This is a genomic window from Marinococcus tarijensis, from assembly GCF_054971385.1.
Genome location: NZ_JBQOJA010000003.1, coordinates 95,946 through 114,892, shown reverse-complemented (window position 1 = coordinate 114,892; position 18,947 = coordinate 95,946). Strand labels below are relative to the sequence as shown.

Sequence of the window (18,947 nt, the reverse complement as noted above, 5' to 3'; positions counted from 1 at the left end):
TCAAGAACAGGGGGCGGAAGACGTGGCTGATGATCAAAGTAAAAAACGCACTACGGTTACAATATACGGCCAGCAGTACACGATTGTCGGTGATGAACAACCCTCGCATATTAATCAGGTCGCCAATTATTTAGATAAGAGAATGAAAGAATATAAAGCATACAATCCCTATTTGGATACGACCCGCCTGGCGGTATTGACGGCTTTAAACGTAGTGGATGACTATATAAAACTCAAAGAAGAAGTAAACAAGGACAAAGATTCTGAAGGATAATGGCTATGGAAATAGTAATAAACGTTCTGCTTGTTGTGATTTTAATCGGAAGCTTTTTTACAGGGCTTCAAAGAGGCTTTGTTCTTCAATTGCTTCGCCTTGTCAGTCTGGTGGCAGCGTTTATTGTTGCGTTTTTATTCTATGAAGAAGTCGCGCAGTTTTTAGAACAATGGATCCCCTACCCATTCGGCCAGCAGGCGGAAGGGACGTTCCTGGCTGCTTTTGATACCCGCAGCCTGTTTTATTATTCGATTGCCTTTCTTCTTTTGTTTATCGGCACCCGCATCATCGCCGGCTTTTTAACCGGAGCAGCAGGCGGCATTGCCAGGCTTCCGGTGCTTAGAACGATTAATTACTGGCTTGGTGGTGTGCTTGGGGTGCTCGAAACGTACGTAATTTTATTCGTTGTGCTGGCTGCAGCTATGCTGATGCCGTTTCCGGCTCTTGAGCCGGTAATAAACAATTCGGCAGTCGCCAGCTTTATATTACATGAAACCCCATGGCTTTCCGGCTGGTACGAGCAAATCATGCCGGCAGACCCCGGGAACATGGACGGCCCAATAGAGAATGAAGGCTGACTTCCCTGTGTTTCACAGGGGAGTCTGTTTTTATGCCTTCAGCCCGGCGGCGTGAGCTTAGACAGAATTATTAACTCCCGTTATACTCAAAAAAGAATGCCTAACATGATTAAAGCTGACATGTGGAGGAGAATAGCATGAATAAAAAAGATCTGATCGGCCATTTGGAAACAATCGCTGTATATATGGAAATCAAGGGGGAAAACCCGTTTAAAATTTCTGCCTACCGTAAAGCGGCTCAGGCGCTTGAATACGATGAGCGTTCACTAAATGAAATTGAAGATGCCGGCAGTTTAAAAGGCATCGGTAAAGGCACAGCTGCGCTGATAAAAGAATGGCGGGACAACAACGGGGAAACAGAACTGATGCAGACGTTGGCAGAAGAAGTGCCGGAGGGGTTGATTCCGCTGCTGAAGCTGCCCGGACTCGGGGGGAAAAAAGTGTCGAAGCTCTATCAGGAGCTGGACATAACGGACCGGGACTCGCTTGAACAGGCGTGTTTAACCCATGAAGTACAGAACCTCGAAGGCTTCGGGGCGAAAACTGAGCAGAAAATACTCGAAGCGCTCGCAGAAAAAGGCAGGCGTCCGGAGCGACTGCCAATTGCCTATATGCTGGAAATCGCCGAAAAGCTTGAAGCGTCTCTCGAAAAAGTGAAAGGTGTACAAAGGTATGCGCGGGCAGGCAGTCTGCGCCGTGTGGAAGAATCGGTGAAGGACCTGGATTATATTATGAGTGTGGAAGACGCTGAAAATGTCCGCAAACAGCTGGTGGAGATGTCTGAAGTAACGAAGGTTATTAACGACGGTACAAGCAAGGTCAGCATTGAAATTAAAGGTGAATATAACGTTCAAGTAGATATTCGCCTGGTGGAGGAAGAAGATTTTGCGAGCACCCTGCATCATTTCACCGGCTCTAAAGACCATAATGTACAAATGCGCCAGCTGGCAAAGGAACGAAATGAAAAATTAAGTGAATACGGCATTGAAGATCAGAATGGAAGCAAAACCACATTTCAGAATGAAGCCGAATTTTACGACCACTTTGGCCTGCACTTTATTCCTCCAGAAGCACGCCTGGGCAGGGATGAAACGGATAAATTCCGGCAGCCGTATCCATATATAGATAAGAAGCACATCCGCGGTGATCTTCATATGCACACCACATGGAGCGATGGCTCTCTTTCCATCCGCGAGATGGTGGAGGAAGTGAAGAAGCATGGCTATGAATGGATGGCTCTTACAGATCATTCCAAATACCTCCGAATTGCCCATGGGTTGGATGAAGAAAGAATCCGCAGGCAGATGGAAGAAATACGAAACGTCAGGGAAGAAGAAAAAGATATTCAAATATTTGCCGGTATTGAAATGGATATCCGGCCGGACGGAACGCTTGATATAGAGGATGAAATTCTCGAAGAGCTCGACGTCGTCATTGCTTCCATCCATTCCTCCTTCTCCCAGACGGAAGAAGAAATTATGAAACGGCTGGAGCAGGCGCTGGATCATCCGGAAGTAAACATTATTGCCCATCCGACGGGAAGACTTTTAGGGCGAAGGGACGGATACAAGGTAGATGTAGACCGGCTGATGAAGCGTGCGGGCGAAACAAACACTGCTCTGGAGCTGAACGCCAATCCCAACCGCCTTGATCTTTCGGCCGACTGGCTGAGAAAAGCCGCTGAGCATAATGTTCGTATTGCAATCAATACGGACGCCCATAATCCCGGTATGCTTGATCACATGGACGTGGGCATATCCATTGCCAAAAAAGCACTTCTGCAGCCGGAACAGGTTATAAATACGATGACGGCGGCGCAGCTGAAGGAATGGCTGAAGCGTAAGAAACAATAGAACAACCAAAGAGGTGAGCATTGTTGAATGATAGAACACTCCGTGTGCTGGAATACGAAAAAATGAAAGAGCAGCTGCAGGCTCATGCCGGCTCCACTCTTGCCAAAGAACGGATTGAACAGCTGCAGCCCTACCGGGAGCTCGGGGAAGCGAAGGAAGCACAGAACTTTACTGCGGAAGCGGCCAAAGTAATACGGCTTCGGGGACAGGCGCCTCTCGGCGGCATTCGCCAGATTCACGCCCACGTGCGCCGCGCCCAAATCGGCGGCATGCTGAACGCCGGCGAGCTCACAGAGGTTTCGGACACGCTGTATGCCGGCCGCCGGATACGGTCTTTTATTCTGGATATGACAGAAGAGACGGTTGATCTCCCGCTGCTTGAAGGGCTGGTGCGGCAGATAGTGGCGCTTCCGGAGATTGAAAAGCAGATCCGGGACTGTATAGATGAAAACGGAGCGGTGCTCGACAACGCAAGCTCCGCTCTGCGGGGACTCCGGCAGCAGATGAGAAGCCTCGAGTCCTCGGTGCGTTCGAAGCTTGAACAGTACACCAGGTCGCCGGACCAGCAAAAACGCCTGTCTGATTCCATCGTCACGATACGTAATGACCGGTATGTGCTTCCGGTAAAACAGGAATACCGTTCGTCTTTTGGCGGTATTGTCCACGACCAGTCTTCAACAGGGGCGACTCTTTTCATTGAGCCGCAGGCGGTCGTTTCGATGAATAACGAACTAAGAGAGGCAAGGCTGAAAGAACAGCGGGAAATTGAACGCATTCTCCAGGAGCTGTCTTCATATATTGCGGAAGACGGGGAGGGGATTCTGGTGAATATGAATACGCTGACCGAGCTCGATTTCACATTTGCCAAAGCCTACTATGCAAGAGAGCAGAAAGCGGTGCAGCCGGAGCTGAACAACGAAGGAAGATTCAGATTCATGGAGGCACGGCATCCGCTCATTGACCCGGAAGAAATGGTGCCGCTTGACCTGGAGCTTGGGGAAGAGTTTGGAACCCTTGTCATTACCGGACCCAATACCGGCGGTAAAACCGTGACACTTAAAACGGCCGGTCTGCTGACACTCATGGCCCAGTCAGGGCTGTTTGTTCTTGCAGAAGAAGAAGCAGAGGCCGCTGTATTTTCGAAAGTATTTGCCGATATTGGAGATGAACAGTCGATTGAACAGAGCTTAAGTACGTTTTCTTCCCATATGACGAATATTGTAGATATTGTTAAACAGGTGGACAATGAATCGTTTGTGCTTTTCGATGAGATAGGCGCCGGCACCGATCCGGAGGAAGGCTCGGCTCTTGCCGTCAGCATTCTGGACTATGTCCAGGATGCCGGGGGCAGATTGATTGCCACTACGCACTACAGTGAACTGAAGGGGTATGCGTACAACCGCGACGGGGTAATGAATGCAAGCGTCGAATTTGACGTGGAAACATTAAGGCCAACCTATCGGCTGCTCGTCGGTGTACCGGGTCGAAGCAATGCGTTTGCTATTTCAAGGCAGATCGGCCTGCCGGATTCTATTATTTCCAATGCGGAAAAAGAAATGAGCACAGATACAAAGCAGGTCGAAACAATGATTGCTTCTTTGGATGAACAAAGAAAAGAAACAGAATCGGCATGGCAGGAGGCAGATGAGCTCCGGCAGGAAGCGTCCAGACTCTGGCAGGAATTGAACGCTGCCTGGAATGAAGTGCTGCAAAAACGGGATCAGATTATCGCAAATGCGGAAGGTAAAGCAAAAAGCGAAGTTGATAAGGCGAAAGCCCAGGCGGAGGAAATTATTGCCGAGCTGAAGGAGATGCAGAAGGAAGGCGCGGAAATTAAAGAACACCGCCTGATAGAAGCCCGCCGGCAGATGGAACAGGCAGCTCCTGCGATGACTAAAAAGCAGAAGCAGGTGAAACAAAAAGCCCAGCAAGAACGTACCTTTGAAGTAGGAGATGAAGTAAAGGTGCTTCGCTTCGGGCAGCGCGGACACATCGTGGAAAAGGTAAATGACGGGGAATTTCAGGTACAGCTTGGCATTATGAAAATGACAGCGAAGCCCGAAGAAATGGAAAAGCTCAAATCAGAGCCTGTAAAAGAGCCTAAACGGCAGGTAGCCACGACTTCGACAGCCGCCCCGGCGAAGCCCGAGCTGGATTTACGCGGTGAAAGATACGAAGACGCCGTACAGCGCCTCGAAAAGTACCTCGATGAAGTAGTGCTCGCCGGCTACCGGGAAGTCCATATCATCCATGGAAAAGGCACCGGGGCTCTTCGCAAGGGTGTGAAAGAATATTTAAAAAATCATCCCAGCGTAAAATCCACCAGGGATGGCGGAATGAATGAAGGCGGCATCGGTAACACGGTGGCAGAACTTAAGTAAGCGGAGGGATGCACGTGGATGCGTGGATGGATAATGCTTTTATAAATACAGCTGGCAACTTCAGCGTTGCTGTGCTCTCCCTGGTAATTTTTCTATGGATATTTGAAATTATCACTCCTTACCGTAACTGGGAGGAAATCAAGAAAGGAAATATTGCTGTCGCCCTGGCGACGGGCGGAAAACTGTTTGGGGTAGCCAACATTCTTCATTATTCCATCATGCATAACGACGGTATCCTGTTTATGCTTTTATGGGGTTTTTATGGTTTTGTGTTATTAATTTTAAGCTATTTAATTTTTGAATTTCTTACTCCTATGTTTAAGGTGGATGAGGAAATCAGCAAAGGTAACCGTGCAGTGGGAATCATTTCCTTTATTATTTCAGTGGGGGTTTCTTTTGTAATAGGTGCTGGAATTATCATTTAAATAGAAAAAAATGTAACTTAAAAGCCACAAATAGTTAATTAATTAGGACTATGTATGTGCATTATGGTTGACATCCCTTTACGGATTATGTACATTTATAACTAACTAAAATACTGTGCCAGTGTTACCCAAACGCAATGAAGCGCCTTACTCTGTTACGAGAGTGAGGCGTTTTTAAAGGCATTATATCGGTTGGGTGAAGCAGAAACCGGCATTATGGATGGTTTTGTTTGAAAGGGTGGCAGATATGTATGGGGAGAAATCCAAACAGGAAGCATGCACAGATTATTGAGGCGGGAATCAAAGTAATCGCTGAACATGGTTATCATCAGGCGAAGGTGTCGGATATTGCTAAAGAGGCAAAGGTGGCAGACGGCACGATTTATTTGTATTTTAATAATAAAGAGCACATACTAATTTCCATTTTCGAGGAAAAAATGCAGGAATTCATGCAGAAGCTTGAAATAATCATGCAAAAGGATATTTCTGTTAAAGAGCAGTTGTTTGAAATGGCCCAGCTGCAGCTTGAATTCATGGAAGGCCGTCCGGAGTTCGCTACGCTTGCCCATTTTGAACTTTTGCAGACAAAGGGTGAGATTCATGACAACATGCAGCGCATACTGTCCCCGTTTTTTCAGGCGGTTATCGATATTATAAAGAGAGGAAAAGAGGAACAGGTTTTTTCTCCCTCGCTTTCTATTGAAATCGGAAGAATTTGTTTTATCGGCATACTCAATGAAGCGATTACGACATGGGTAATGGAAAAAGGAAGCTATTCACTGGCAGCCCAGGGGCCGGCCCTTTCGGAAATAGTTTATCAGGCACTGCAGACGGAAATATAATCAGATAGAGCCTTTAAAAATTTTAAGCTAAACGTTAGCCAGTAAAGCACGGGAATGCTATAATAACGAAGAATAATTGCAAGGATAGAGATATAAAGGAGGAACCATTCATGGCTATTGTCAATGTATCGGACCAAAACTTTGCAGGTGAAACGTCTGATGGTGTAGTACTTGCGGACTTTTGGGCACCGTGGTGCGGACCTTGTAAAATGATAGCTCCGGTGCTCGAAGAAATCGACACCGAAATGGGCGAGCAGATTAAAATTGCTAAACTGGATGTTGATGAAAACCAGGAAACAGCCGGAAAATACGGCGTAATGAGCATTCCAACACTAATGATTTTTAAAGACGGCGAAGTCGTTGAGCAGGTTGTCGGCTTCCAGCCTAAGGAACAACTGGTAGAGCTTTTGAACAAACATTTGTAAAACACGAAACTGCTGGTCTCTGGGCCGGCAGTTTTTTGTTTCTCCTTCTTTAAAAAAAGGAAAAGAACACCATAGATATTACACGCCAAGAGGAGTTGGGCATATGACTCAATTAAAAGAAAAGCTGGCGATTCTGCCGGACCAGCCCGGCTGCTATTTAATGAAAAATAAACACGGCACCGTTATATATGTAGGTAAGGCAAAGGTATTGAAAAATCGGGTGAGATCCTATTTCACAGGGTCGCATGATGGAAAAACCCAGCGGCTCGTAATGGAAATTACCGATTTTGAATATATTATGACCTCTTCCAACCTGGAAGCATTAATCCTTGAAATGAATTTAATTAAAAAGTACGAACCAAAATACAACGTGCTTCTTAAAGATGATAAATCCTACCCGTATATTAAAATCACCAACGAAGAGCATCCCCGGCTGATCATTACGAGAAAAATTAAAAAGGATGGGGGAAAATACTTTGGTCCGTACCCAAACGCTGGGGCGGCAAATGAAACGAAGAAGCTGCTTGATCAATTATATCCACTGCGTAAATGCCGGACGATGCCTGACCGGGTCTGTTTGTATTATCATATCGGCCAGTGTCTGGCTCCGTGTGAATTTACGGTGACGAGAGATCAGTACGACGATATGATTCAGCAGATTGCACGGTTTTTAAACAACGGCCACCATGAAATCCGGGCGGAGCTCCAAACAAAAATGGAAGCTGCTTCCGAACAGCTGGAGTTTGAACGTGCCAAAGAGCTGAGGGATCAAATACAGCATATTGATTCCGTAATGGAAAAGCAGAAAATGTCTGTAAAGGATCAGGTGAACCGCGATGTGTTTGCCTACAGCTATGACAAAGGCTGGATGTGCGTGCAGGTATTTTTTGTGAGACAGGGAAAGTTGATCGAAAGGGACGTTTCCCTTTTTCCAATGTATCAGGAGCCCGAGGAGGATTTTCTTACCTTCTTAGGGCAGTTCTACATGCAGGAGCAGCATATGAAGCCGTCGGAAATATTCATTCCGGGCTCGGTGGATGCCTCTATGGCTGAACAGTTCGTAAACGTCCGGGTCCAGCAGCCAAAGCGCGGCCAAAAAAGAGAACTGCTTGAGCTGGCAGAAAAAAATGCCCGGCAGGCGCTCAGCGATCGCTTTGCATTGATTGAACGGGACGAAGAACGGACAATAAATGCGGTAGAACAGCTTGGTGAAGCGATGGGCATTGATACTCCTTACCGCATGGAGGCTTTTGATAACTCGAATATCCAGGGCACCGACCCGGTAGCGGCAATGGTTACTTTTGTGGACGGCAAGCCGTGGAAAAAAGGATACAGAAAGTATAAGGTCCGGGATGTAAAGGGGCCGGATGACTATGCGTCCATGCGTGAGGTTGTGCGAAGAAGATATATCCGCCTATTAAAAGACGAAGCGGCACTGCCGGATCTGATTCTTATTGATGGCGGAAAAGGCCAGTTGAGTGCAGCCGTCAGCGTTATCGAGGATGAGCTTGGTTTAAATATTCCGGTAGCGGGACTTGCCAAAGATGACAAGCACCGCACCTCGGAGCTTATAATGGGAGAAGAGGCTGTCAGAGTGCCCCTTGAACGGCACAGCTCCGCCTTTTATCTGCTGCAGCGTGTACAGGATGAAGTGCACCGTTTTGCAATTACCTTTCACCGCCAGACGCGCGGAAAAACGATGTTTTCTTCTCTTCTGGACGATATCAACGGGATCGGACAAAAGCGCAAGCAGATGCTTCTAAAGCATTTTGGTTCCGTGAAAAAAATGAAGGAGGCATCCTTTGAGGACTTTAAACAGCTTTCACTCCCGGATGACGTTATTACGGAGCTGATGAAAAAGCTGGAGGAGGACTCAACACTTTCGAAGTAAAAAACGTTCGCTGAGGCGCCTCAGCGAACGTTTTGCTATGCGGTCTGGTTTAGACTACTCCCATTTTATATGCATAGTCGTGGATTTTTTCTTTTCTTCTATGTAAGTTTCCGCGTATGTATCCTTCATTTTTGACCACTGTTCTGCCAAAAATCCGCCCTCTAAAGCTTTCGTGAACGAGTCTTCTTTTTCGTAAACAGACAGTTCAGCAATAACGTCTTTTTTTCTTTCTTTTTTCCATACAATCTCTCCCCAGCTGGCATCACGGAAAAAATCAGCGACCTCTTTAGGGGTGCTGCATGGGTAACGGCGGGCGAGCTGTTTGCCGGCCCAGTATAATATCGCATGCTCGTCAGAGCCTAAAATATCAGGAAGAACATTTTTCCGCAGTAATTCGTATCCGAAGGCAGCCGGTTTATTTGTTTCTTCTTCCATTTCCATCACCACTTTCTTCACCTAATATTATACATGCTGGAGTTGGAAATCTCTATAGATTCCCAAAATCATACATGATATACTAATGCACGATTATGACGGAGGGACCGATATGAAAAATATTTTTGCAGAAAAAATGACACCATTTCGCATGATCATCGGTGCCTACGTTTTTTCAATGCTATTGTTCAGCTTACTGCTCTGGCTCCCGATTTCGCATCAGCCGGGGCATGAATTAACATATATAGAAGCTTTGTTTACCTCAGTATCCGCCGTGAGTGTAACAGGTCTGACAGTCATCCAGGTATCTGATACCCTGAGCGCTGTCGGGATTACGTTTTTAGCACTGGCGATGCAGGTAGGCGGCATTGGAATTATGTCTCTGGGCACATTTGTGTGGATGGTTTTTGGAAGAAAAATTAATTTGTCCCAGCGGTTACTGATTATGGTGGACCAAAATCAGTACAAGTTTTCAGGCATGGTCAAGCTGATGAGAAACATATTGCTTCTTGCTTTAGGAATTGAAGCAATGGGTATGCTGATACTCGGTACATACTTTCTTCGTTATTTTGAGTCGACATGGGAAGCTTATTACCAGGGCGGCTTTGCTGCACTAAGTGCTTTTACCAATGCCGGCTTTGATGTAACGGGACAGTCGCTGATCCCATTTGCTGAGGACTACTATGTCCTGTTTGTTGTCATAACTCTGATCTTTGCCGGAGCAATTGGTTTTCCGGTTCTGATGGAGGTAAGGGAGTATTTGACAAACAGGGAGCGGTTTAATTTCAGCCTGTTTACGAAAGTGACGACTACGACGTATTTTCTCGTCTTTGTGCTCGGGGCCGTCAGCATATGGGCGCTTGAATTTGGCTTTTATTATGACGGTATGGCCTGGCATCAGCAGTTTTTCTTCTCGATGTTTAACTCAGCGACGACAAGGAGTGCCGGGTTATCGGTAATGGATGTTTCGGCGTTTTCTCTCCCAACTCTTTTGCTGATGTCCGGATTGATGGTTATTGGGGCGAGTCCGTCGAGTGTCGGAGGAGGTATCCGGACGACGACACTTGCTGTAATGTTTTTAACGATTCGGAGTTTTGCGCTTGGACGCTCGGATGTAAAAGTGTTTAACCGCCAGATTGACCCCGAGGATAAACAGCGGACATTTATTGTTATATCCTTTTTCATTGTAGGCTTATTGGCTGCGATTACTCTAATCAGTGCATTTGAACGTGGAAATGCGGAAGTGGAATTAATTGATATTATTTTTGAAACAAGCTCGGCCTTCGGAACCTGCGGGCTTTCGACCGGGCTGACGGATGATTTTTCCACACCAAGCCATGTCCTGCTCATGTGCCTGATGTTCATCGGACGGGTGGGAATACTGGTATTTTTATTCTCAGTGAAAAAGAAAGAAACGAAATCACATTATAGATATCCAACAGAACGCATAATTATTGGTTAGCCGGAGAGAGAATTATCCGGCTCTCTTAAATTGCCGGATAAAGGGACCGTATAAAGTATGAATAATATGCATTTAAGATGCTGTATACGTTTTCTTGACGGGTAATTTTAGGGGGAGTACAATTAACGTAACGTTTCGTACAATTCCTTGAATAATTCTTTTCCATTTTGTGACTAATTGGTTGTATCGTGCATGCATATGCATTTTGCAAAAGGGAAAAGAGGCAGGAGACACGGCTTGTACACAAGTACATATAAAACAGGAAGCTTTAATTCTGTTTATTGTGCGGGCGGTGGAAAGTTCAGCAGGGGGGTAATGAAGCCGGAAAAGAAAGCAACGCAGAAAACAGGATGGAGAGAATTTTTATGCTAATGGAGGAGGATGAATATGGCTTTAAATAAGGAATTTGCCGCCCGGAGGCTTCACTCGCTTCTTGGTATTATTCCAATTGGACTATTTTTGATGCAGCACTTCGTAGTAAACCATTTCGCGACCAGGAGTGCTGAAGCGTTCAACGGAGCGGCTCACTTTATGGAAAATTTACCGTTTCGTATCTTTTTAGAGATGTTTCTCATTTATATTCCTATACTGTTTCACGGAATTTATGGACTTTTTATCGTATTTCAGGGCAAGGCGAATGCGAAGCGCTTTGGCTACTTTCGTAACTGGATGTACATTTTCCAGCGTATCACCGGGGTATTCCTGTTAGTGTTTATTACCTGGCACGTCTGGGACACATGGGTGCAGGCACAGTTTTTCGGTGCTGATGTAAACTACCAGATGATGGCTGATATCGTAGCGAACCCATGGATGCTCGCATTTTACATTGTAGGTATACTGGCTGCTACATTCCACTTTTCAAACGGTTTATGGTCTTTTCTGGTTACTTGGGGTATTACGGTTACACCAAAAGCCCAGCTGGCTGCAACATACTTCACCCTGGCCGTTTTCGTGGCAATGTCTGTGATTGGCCTTCGTGCTATTTTCGCATTCGTATAAGATCGGTGTTTAAATAAACTAAAGGAGTGAAACATCCGCATGAGTAATGGAAAAGTTATTGTCGTAGGCGGCGGACTGGCAGGACTGATGGCAACAATCAAGGCCGCTGAAGCAGGTTCTCAAGTGGACTTGTTTTCAATTGTACCGGTAAAACGTTCTCACTCTGTCTGTGCTCAGGGCGGCATGAACGGTGCCGTCAATACAAAAGGGGAAGGGGATTCCCCGTGGGAGCACTTTGACGATACTGTATACGGAGGCGACTTTCTTGCAAACCAGCCTCCGGTAAAAGCTATGACCGAAGCAGCTCCGGGGATCATTCACCTGATGGACCGTATGGGCGTTATGTTCAACCGGACCCCTGAAGGACTACTCGACTTCCGCCGTTTTGGCGGGACCCAGTTCCACCGTACAGCTTACGCCGGAGCAACGACCGGCCAGCAGCTGTTGTATGCGCTCGATGAGCAGGTTCGCCGCTATGAAGTGGAAGGACTGGTTAACAAATATGAGGGATGGGAATTTCTTTCGGCCATTCTGGATGAAGAGCAGACCTGTAAAGGGATCGCCGCTCAAAACCTTCGTTCGATGGAAATTGAAACGTTCCGGGCTGACGCGATCATTATGGCTACTGGCGGCCCCGGCATCATTTTCGGTAAATCCACGAACTCTATGATCAACACCGGCTTTGCCGCCTCATCACTTTATCTGCAGGGCGTCAATTATGCCAACGGTGAATTTATCCAGATTCACCCGACTGCAATCCCTGGCGATGACAAACTCCGTCTGATGAGTGAATCTGCGCGCGGGGAAGGCGGACGTATCTGGACATACAAAGACGGTAAGCCATGGTACTTCCTGGAGGAAAAATATCCAGCCTACGGTAACCTGGTTCCGCGCGACATTGCAACACGTGAAATCTTTGATGTCTGTGTTAACCAAAAGCTTGGTATTAACGGAGAAAATATGGTTTACCTGGACCTTTCCCACAAAGATCCGCATGAACTCGACGTGAAGCTTGGCGGGATCATGGAGATCTATGAAAAATTCATGGGCGACGATCCGCGGAAAGTGCCAATGAAAATCTTCCCTGCCGTACACTATTCGATGGGCGGCATGTGGGTTGACTATAACCAAATGACAAACATTCCAGGTATTTTCGCTGCTGGCGAGTGTGACTATACCCAGCACGGCGGTAACCGTCTAGGAGCGAACTCTCTGCTTTCCTCTATATACGGGGGGATGGTTGCCGGGCCGAACGCAGTGGAGTATGCCAACAGTCTGGAAAAATCAGCGGAAGATCTTTCTTCTTCGCTTTTTGAAACAAAGAAACAGGAAGAGCAGCAGGAGTTCGAAAAAATTATGAACATGGACGGCACTGAGAATGCCTACGCACTTCATAACGAACTCGGTGAATGGATGACAAACAACATGACTGTGGTCCGGGAAAATGATAAGCTGCTCGAAACAGACGATAAACTCCAGGAGCTTCTCGAACGCTGGGAGAACATTAACATGCATGACAGCTCCAAATGGAATAACCATGCCGCAATGTTCACCCGTCAGCTTAAAGGAATGATCCACCTGGCCCGCGTGATGACTCTGGGAGCTTATCACCGTAATGAAAGCCGCGGTGCTCACTATAAGCCGGAGTTTCCGGAGCGTAATGATGAAGACTTCCTGAAAACAACGAAGGCCAAGTACAACCCACAAACCAATCATCCGGAATTTGAGTACGAAGAGGTTGACACTTCGCTGATCAAGCCGAGAAAACGGGATTATTCCCAAGGAAAAGCATCTTCTGAGAAGGGAGCAAGTAACTAATGAGTGATGCACAAGCGCAAGAAACGCGTAACGCAGAAGAAACCGATACTAAAAAAGTGAAGTTTATTATTACCCGGCAGGACGACCCGGACAGTCCTTCCTATGATCAGGAATTTGAAGTTCCTTACAGAGAAAATATGAACGTCATTTCCGCCCTGATGGAAATCCGCAGAAACCCTGTCGACAGCCAGGGTAACCAGGCCAACCCTGTCATCTGGGATATGAACTGTCTCGAGGAAGTATGCGGCGCATGCTCGATGATTGTAAATGGTACGGCCCGCCAGTCCTGTACGGCCTTGATTGATCAGCTTGAACAGCCGATCCGTCTGGAGCCGATGAAAACATTCCCGGTAATGAGAGACCTTCAGGTGGACAGAAGCCGGATGTTTGATTCTCTGAAAAAGGTTAAAGCATGGATTCCAATCGACGGTACGTATGATCTTGGTCCCGGACCGAGAATGGCGGAGAATAAACGCCAGTGGTCGTATGAGCTCTCCAAATGTATGACGTGCGGAGTGTGCCTCGAGGCCTGTCCGAACGTAAACGATGACTCTTCATTTATCGGTCCTGCGGCTATTTCCCAGGTTCGCTTGTTCAACTCCCATCCGACAGGGGAAATGAACAAATCCGAGCGTCTGGAAGCCTTGATGGGCGAGGGCGGTATCAGCGGCTGCAGTAACGCCCAAAACTGTGTGGAAGTTTGTCCGAAGGGCATTCCTTTAACGACTTCCATTGCAGCAATGAACCGCGAAACAAATATTCAGTCGTTTAAAAACTTTTTTGGCGGCGGGAACTAATTGATAAAAAGGCAGCCTCCGGGCTGTCTTTTTGTTTATGTTTTATGAAAATGACGTTTCTGGCAAGTCGGAAAAACCTGGCGTCTTTTTGAAGGAGGCGGCCACTGCGTCTATTCTTGTTTCCCTTAAATCAGAGTGGTACAATGTAGAAGTATTTACATACTGTAACCGCTGATAATAGCAGTGCGCTGTATGCTCTGGAGTTATGGAGCAGTTCGCAGTTGCGACTTTATTAAGGGTGAAGTACAATATAAAAAGCCTGCTTTCGAGAAAAACGCACATGGTGCGCATTTCTTAGTGAAAGCGATCTATATTGAAAAGGGGTATGAATCATGCAGGAAAAAACATTTACTATTACAAACGAAACAGGAATCCACGCGCGCCCAGCGACGCAGCTCGTAAACAAAGCCGGTCAGTTTTCTTCAGATATTTCTTTAGAATATAACGGCAAATCGGTAAACCTTAAATCCATCATGGGTGTTATGTCTCTTGGCGTTGGAAAAGGCTCCGAAGTCACGGTTAAAATCGAAGGCAACGACGAAGAAGACGCTATGGAAGCAGTGGATCAGGTGATTAAAGAAGGGCTTGGAGAATAATGAGTGCCAGCCTGACCGGAATTGCTGCCTCAAAAGGAATAGCGATTGCAAAAGCTTTCCTTTTGGAACAACCGGAATTGGATGTAAGTAAACAACCGGTGGATAACGCCCAGGACGAAATTGCAAGATTTAAAGAAGCAGTCCAGGAGTCCAAGCAGGAACTTCAGGTTATTAAAGAAAAAACACTTCAGGACATGGGAGAAGATCAGGCTGAGATTTTCTCTGCGCACCTGCTCGTACTGGAAGACCCTGAGATTATGGACGGCGTCTCCAGTAAAATTACGGAGGAAAGTGCCAATGCAGAATACGCTCTCAGCGAAGTAGCGAACATGTATGTAGATATGTTTGAGAACATGGATAATGAATACATGAAAGAGCGTGCTGCAGATATCCGGGATGTGTCAAAGCGTGTACTCATGCATTTGTTTGGTCTCGAAAATACCAGCCTGGCAACAATTGATCAGGAAGTAGTCGTTATTGCTGACGATCTGACCCCGTCGGATACTGCTCAATTGAATGAGTATGTGCAGGGTTTTGCTACAGATATCGGCGGCCGTACTTCCCACTCTGCGATTATGGCCAGATCGATGGAAATCCCGGCTGTAGTGGGAACGAAAGAAGCAACGGGCACGGTTAATCAGGGCGATCTTTTGATTGTTGACGGCCTTGAAGGCCGGGTAATTATCAACCCGGGCGACGATGAAGTGCAGGAATATAAAGAAAAGCTGGAGCAGTTTAACCGCCAGAAGGAAGAGTGGGCAAAACTGGTCAATGAACCGACAAAAACAGATGACGGACATACGGTGGAATTAGCAGCCAACATTGGCACCCCGAATGATCTCGACGGTGTCCTGGCTAACGGCGCTGAAGGTATTGGTTTGTACCGGACAGAGTTTTTGTATATGGGCAGAAATGAACTTCCTTCCGAAGAAGAGCAGTTTGAAGCCTACAAAGAAGTGCTTGAGCGTATGGAAGGAAAGCCAGTCGTTATCCGTACGCTTGATATCGGTGGTGACAAAGAGCTCCCTTATCTGGACCTGCCAAAAGAAATGAATCCGTTTCTCGGCTTTCGTGCAATCCGTCTCTGTCTCGAAGAGAAGGATATGTTCCGGACGCAGCTACGTGCTCTGCTGCGGGCCAGCTCTTATGGGAAATTAAAAATAATGTTCCCGATGGTGGCAACAGTAGAAGAAGTGCGTGAAGCAAAATCGATGCTTGCAGAAGCCAAAAAAGAGCTGCAGGATGAAAACATTGAAGTCTCGGGGGATATTGAAGTAGGTATTATGGTAGAAATTCCTTCCACAGCGGCAGCAGCAGAAATTTTTGCCAAGGAAGTGGATTTCTTCAGTATTGGGACAAACGACTTGATCCAATACACACTTGCTGCAGACCGGATGAGCGAAAAAGTAGCTCATTTGTATCAGCCTTATCACCCGGCGATTCTTCGTTTAGTTAAAAATGTGATCGATGCTGCTCATAAAGAAGGCAAATGGGCAGGTATGTGCGGCGAAATGGCCGGCGAGCCTGTAGCGGTTCCTCTTCTTTTAGGACTCGGATTGGATGAATTCAGTATGAGTGCGACCTCGGTTCTTCCAGCAAGAACCCAGCTCCGTTCATTGAAAAAATCGGACGCAGAGGGTCTCGTAGAGGAAGCAATGAAATGTTCTACAGCAGATGAAATTGCTGAACTTGTTGAGAGCAGAGGATTTGTCATTCAATAAGCTGAAATGAGAAAAATACAAAAAGCCTGGAACCGTTGGTAGGTTCCGGGCTTTTTTGTGGGTGATGAAACGTGCATTTTCTTGTATACTGAAAAAGTTGATGTTTTTCAGCTGAAAAAGCTGTTGAACAAAAATTATAAAATTGTCAGCAGCAGAGGATCCGCACAGGAAGGGTTAGAAAGCCTGTTTAATTCCAAGCCGGATAAACAAGGTCTGAAAATGGAGAGAAGCGAATATGAAACAACCTATTGGCGTTATTGATTCAGGTCTTGGGGGCCTGACTGTTGCCCGCGAAATTCTAAGGCAACTGCCGAAAGAAGAAATGATATACATAGGGGACACTGCCAGGTGTCCATACGGACCTCGTCCGATTGAAGAAGTAAGGGAGTTTACCTGGCAGATGATTGCACGGCTGCAGTCTGAAAATATCAAAATGCTTGTGATTGCGTGCAACACGGCCACGGCCGTGGTGCTTGAGGAAGTGAAACAAATATTGGATATTCCGGTCGTAGGTGTGATAACACCTGGGGCCATATCCGCGTTGAAGGTGACAAAAACAGATCAGGTAGCCGTGATTGGGACCAGCGGGACCATTCACAGCGGTGCTTACGAACGGGCGTTGAAATCTATTAATGAAGAGGTGGAAATTACCTCTCTTGCCTGCGTACCATTCGTACCGCTCGTAGAGCAGGGACAGTGCGAGGGGAGAGCCGTTCTCGATATTGTGAAGCAGACACTGCTGCCGTTAAAACAAGCTTCATATGATACGCTTATTTTAGGCTGTACTCATTATCCACTGCTCGAAGATGTAATTCAGGAAGCAGTGGGACCGGACATCCAGTTAATTTCCTCCGGTGATGAAACAGCCAGGGAAGTAAGCACACTGCTTAATTATCATGAAACGTTAAATGCGGGAGAAACCCCTCCGTTTCACAGGTTTTACACGACCGGACCCGAAAAGGAATTTCGGAGTATAGCAAACCAATGGATGGACCAGCACATAGAGAAGGTCGTGTCTATTCAACTCGATAATGATGACCGGTTTGCCGGAAGTGAAAAGAAAGGAAGATTGTATGAATCGATTGGACGGAAGGGAATGGAATGAGCTTCGTTCTATTCAAATTGAAACGGATTATTTAAAGCATCCGGAGGGTTCAGTACTTATATCCTTTGGCCAGACAAAGGTAATTTGCACAGCGAGTATTGAAGAACGGGTTCCTCCTTTTATGCGCGGAGAGAAGAGGGGGTGGATCGCAGCCGAATATTCGATGCTGCCAAGAGCGACAGAAACCCGTAATATCCGGGAAGCGGCCAGAGGCAAGCTTACCGGAAGGACGATGGAGATCCAGCGTTTAATCGGACGGGCTCTCCGGGCGGTCGTGGACCTGAAGCTTCTCGGAGAACGCACCGTCTGGATTGACTGTGACGTGATTCAGGCAGACGGGGGAACGCGTACCGCTTCGGTGACAGGAGCTTTTATTGCTCTCGCTATGGCTGTGCAGTCCTACCATGAACAGGGGAAATTTAAAGGCTTCCCTATTACAGATTATTTGGCAGCTGTTTCGGTAGGGCTTAACGCGGAACAGGAAACGATCCTTGACCTTGCCTATGCAGAAGATTCGCAGGCCAATGTAGATATGAACGTAGTAATGACGGGAAAAGGCGAGTACGTAGAAGTACAGGGCACAGGCGAAGAAGCCTCATACACAAGAAGACAGCTTAATAGTATGCTCGACTCTGCGGAGGCAGGAATGTATGAAATCATTCAGCTTCAAAAGCAGGTTATCGGGCCTGCGGCAGCTTCTATCCAGGAGAGCTTTTCAGACGCTGACAGCGGAAGGGAGTTATAAATGAACACGGTAGTAATAGCTACGAAAAATCCGGGAAAAGTCAAAGAGTTTGAACACATGTTTGGCAGCGGGTATAAAGTGGAATCGTTACTGGAGAAAAATATTGATGACATTCCAGAAACCGGATCCACCTTTGAAGAGAATGCGATTATTAAGGCAGAAGCTGTAAGAGATCATCTCAACTGCACGGTAGTTGCAGACGATTCCGGGCTGGAGATTGATGCCTTAGACGGGCGTCCGGGTGTTTACTCCGCACGTTTTGCGGGGGAAGAAAAAGATGATGAAGCGAATATAGAAAAAGTGCTGCATGAAATGAAGCAGGTGCCCCGCAGCGGGCGGAGTGCCCGTTTTGTGTGTGTGCTGGCTGTGGCGTTTCCGGACGGCAGCGTGCATACATTTACGGGGACATGTGAAGGGGAAATAGCAGAAGTGAAAGCCGGACACAACGGCTTTGGCTACGATCCTGTGTTTTACCTGCCGGACTACGGGAAAACGATGGCAGAACTGACTGCAGAAGAAAAGCACCGTATCAGCCACCGGGGCAAGGCACTTGAAAAGCTCCGGGTCCAGGGGAAAAATCTTCTGCAGGACGACTGAAAA

The 18,947-nt window shown here is 46.8% G+C and carries 18 protein-coding genes; 17 read left to right on the top strand and 1 reads right to left on the bottom strand.

Annotated elements, in window-relative coordinates; translation table 11 throughout:
- Nucleotides 1–22 precede the first annotated feature (22 nt).
- The 8 genes from zapA (at nt 23) to uvrC (ending at nt 8,669) form a co-directional block, all read left to right on the top strand.
- Nucleotides 23–274, top strand: a complete 252-nt coding sequence (gene zapA / locus ACTTK7_RS02765; protein WP_022793126.1) for a cell division protein ZapA — start codon at nt 23–25, stop codon at nt 272–274.
- A gap of 5 nt (nt 275–279) precedes the next feature.
- Nucleotides 280–852 (top strand): CvpA family protein, encoded by a 573-nt coding sequence (locus tag ACTTK7_RS02760; RefSeq protein WP_462865588.1) that lies wholly within the window; start codon nt 280–282, stop codon nt 850–852.
- A 137-nt stretch (nt 853–989) separates the two neighbouring features.
- Entirely contained in the window at nt 990–2,705 is a 1,716-nt protein-coding gene (polX, locus tag ACTTK7_RS02755) for a DNA polymerase/3'-5' exonuclease PolX (RefSeq protein WP_462865586.1), read from the top strand.
- Nucleotides 2,706–2,728: 23 nt separating this feature from the next.
- Nucleotides 2,729–5,086, top strand: coding sequence for an endonuclease MutS2 (locus tag ACTTK7_RS02750; RefSeq protein WP_462865585.1), 2,358 nt, complete (start codon nt 2,729–2,731; stop codon nt 5,084–5,086).
- Nucleotides 5,087–5,112: 26 nt separating this feature from the next.
- Nucleotides 5,113–5,511, top strand: coding sequence for a DUF350 domain-containing protein (locus ACTTK7_RS02745; protein WP_462865583.1), 399 nt, complete (start codon nt 5,113–5,115; stop codon nt 5,509–5,511).
- A 251-nt stretch (nt 5,512–5,762) separates the two neighbouring features.
- Nucleotides 5,763–6,353 carry a TetR/AcrR family transcriptional regulator gene (locus ACTTK7_RS02740; protein WP_462865582.1) on the top strand — a complete coding sequence of 197 codons (591 nt, stop codon included), beginning with the start codon at nt 5,763–5,765 and terminating at the stop codon, nt 6,351–6,353.
- Between the two features lie 110 nt (nt 6,354–6,463).
- Nucleotides 6,464–6,778, top strand: a complete 315-nt coding sequence (trxA, locus tag ACTTK7_RS02735) for a thioredoxin (protein ID WP_022793132.1) — start codon at nt 6,464–6,466, stop codon at nt 6,776–6,778.
- 103 nt (nt 6,779–6,881) lie between these two features.
- On the top strand, nt 6,882–8,669 hold the full coding sequence (gene uvrC / locus ACTTK7_RS02730) for an excinuclease ABC subunit UvrC (protein ID WP_462865580.1): 1,788 nt from the start codon (nt 6,882–6,884) through the stop codon (nt 8,667–8,669).
- 54 nt (nt 8,670–8,723) lie between these two features.
- Here the strand turns inward: uvrC and ACTTK7_RS02725 are convergent, their stop codons facing one another.
- Nucleotides 8,724–9,110: a DUF2507 domain-containing protein gene (locus ACTTK7_RS02725; protein ID WP_462865665.1), complete on the bottom strand. Its 387-nt coding sequence runs from the start codon at nt 9,108–9,110 to the stop codon at nt 8,724–8,726.
- A gap of 106 nt (nt 9,111–9,216) precedes the next feature.
- Here ACTTK7_RS02725 and ACTTK7_RS02720 point away from each other — a divergent pair, with 106 nt between their 5' ends.
- From ACTTK7_RS02720 to ACTTK7_RS02680, 9 genes are all read left to right on the top strand, one after another.
- The gene (locus ACTTK7_RS02720) at nt 9,217–10,566 is read left to right on the top strand and encodes a TrkH family potassium uptake protein (protein WP_462865579.1); all 1,350 of its coding nucleotides are present in this window, start codon (nt 9,217–9,219) and stop codon (nt 10,564–10,566) included.
- 387 nt (nt 10,567–10,953) lie between these two features.
- Nucleotides 10,954–11,565: a succinate dehydrogenase cytochrome b558 subunit gene (locus ACTTK7_RS02715; protein WP_322526517.1), complete on the top strand. Its 612-nt coding sequence runs from the start codon at nt 10,954–10,956 to the stop codon at nt 11,563–11,565.
- Between the two features lie 39 nt (nt 11,566–11,604).
- A complete protein-coding gene (gene sdhA / locus ACTTK7_RS02710) occupies nt 11,605–13,383 on the top strand; it encodes a succinate dehydrogenase flavoprotein subunit (protein WP_462865577.1) in 1,779 nt (592 codons plus the stop codon).
- On the top strand, nt 13,383–14,180 hold the full coding sequence (gene sdhB / locus ACTTK7_RS02705; protein ID WP_322526515.1) for a succinate dehydrogenase iron-sulfur subunit: 798 nt from the start codon (nt 13,383–13,385) through the stop codon (nt 14,178–14,180). Before sdhA ends, sdhB begins: the two co-directional genes overlap by 1 nt.
- A gap of 332 nt (nt 14,181–14,512) precedes the next feature.
- Complete coding sequence (locus tag ACTTK7_RS02700; RefSeq protein ID WP_298783538.1) at nt 14,513–14,776, top strand: phosphocarrier protein HPr; 264 nt, start codon at nt 14,513–14,515, stop codon at nt 14,774–14,776.
- A complete protein-coding gene (gene ptsP / locus ACTTK7_RS02695) occupies nt 14,776–16,497 on the top strand; it encodes a phosphoenolpyruvate--protein phosphotransferase (protein ID WP_462865575.1) in 1,722 nt (573 codons plus the stop codon). Before ACTTK7_RS02700 ends, ptsP begins: the two co-directional genes overlap by 1 nt.
- Before the next feature lie 235 nt (nt 16,498–16,732).
- Nucleotides 16,733–17,602: a glutamate racemase gene (racE, locus tag ACTTK7_RS02690; RefSeq protein ID WP_462865574.1), complete on the top strand. Its 870-nt coding sequence runs from the start codon at nt 16,733–16,735 to the stop codon at nt 17,600–17,602.
- The gene (rph, locus tag ACTTK7_RS02685) at nt 17,571–18,347 is read left to right on the top strand and encodes a ribonuclease PH (protein ID WP_462865573.1); all 777 of its coding nucleotides are present in this window, start codon (nt 17,571–17,573) and stop codon (nt 18,345–18,347) included. Before racE ends, rph begins: the two co-directional genes overlap by 32 nt.
- A complete protein-coding gene (locus tag ACTTK7_RS02680) occupies nt 18,348–18,944 on the top strand; it encodes an XTP/dITP diphosphatase (protein ID WP_462865571.1) in 597 nt (198 codons plus the stop codon).
- Nucleotides 18,945–18,947: the final 3 nt, after the last annotated feature.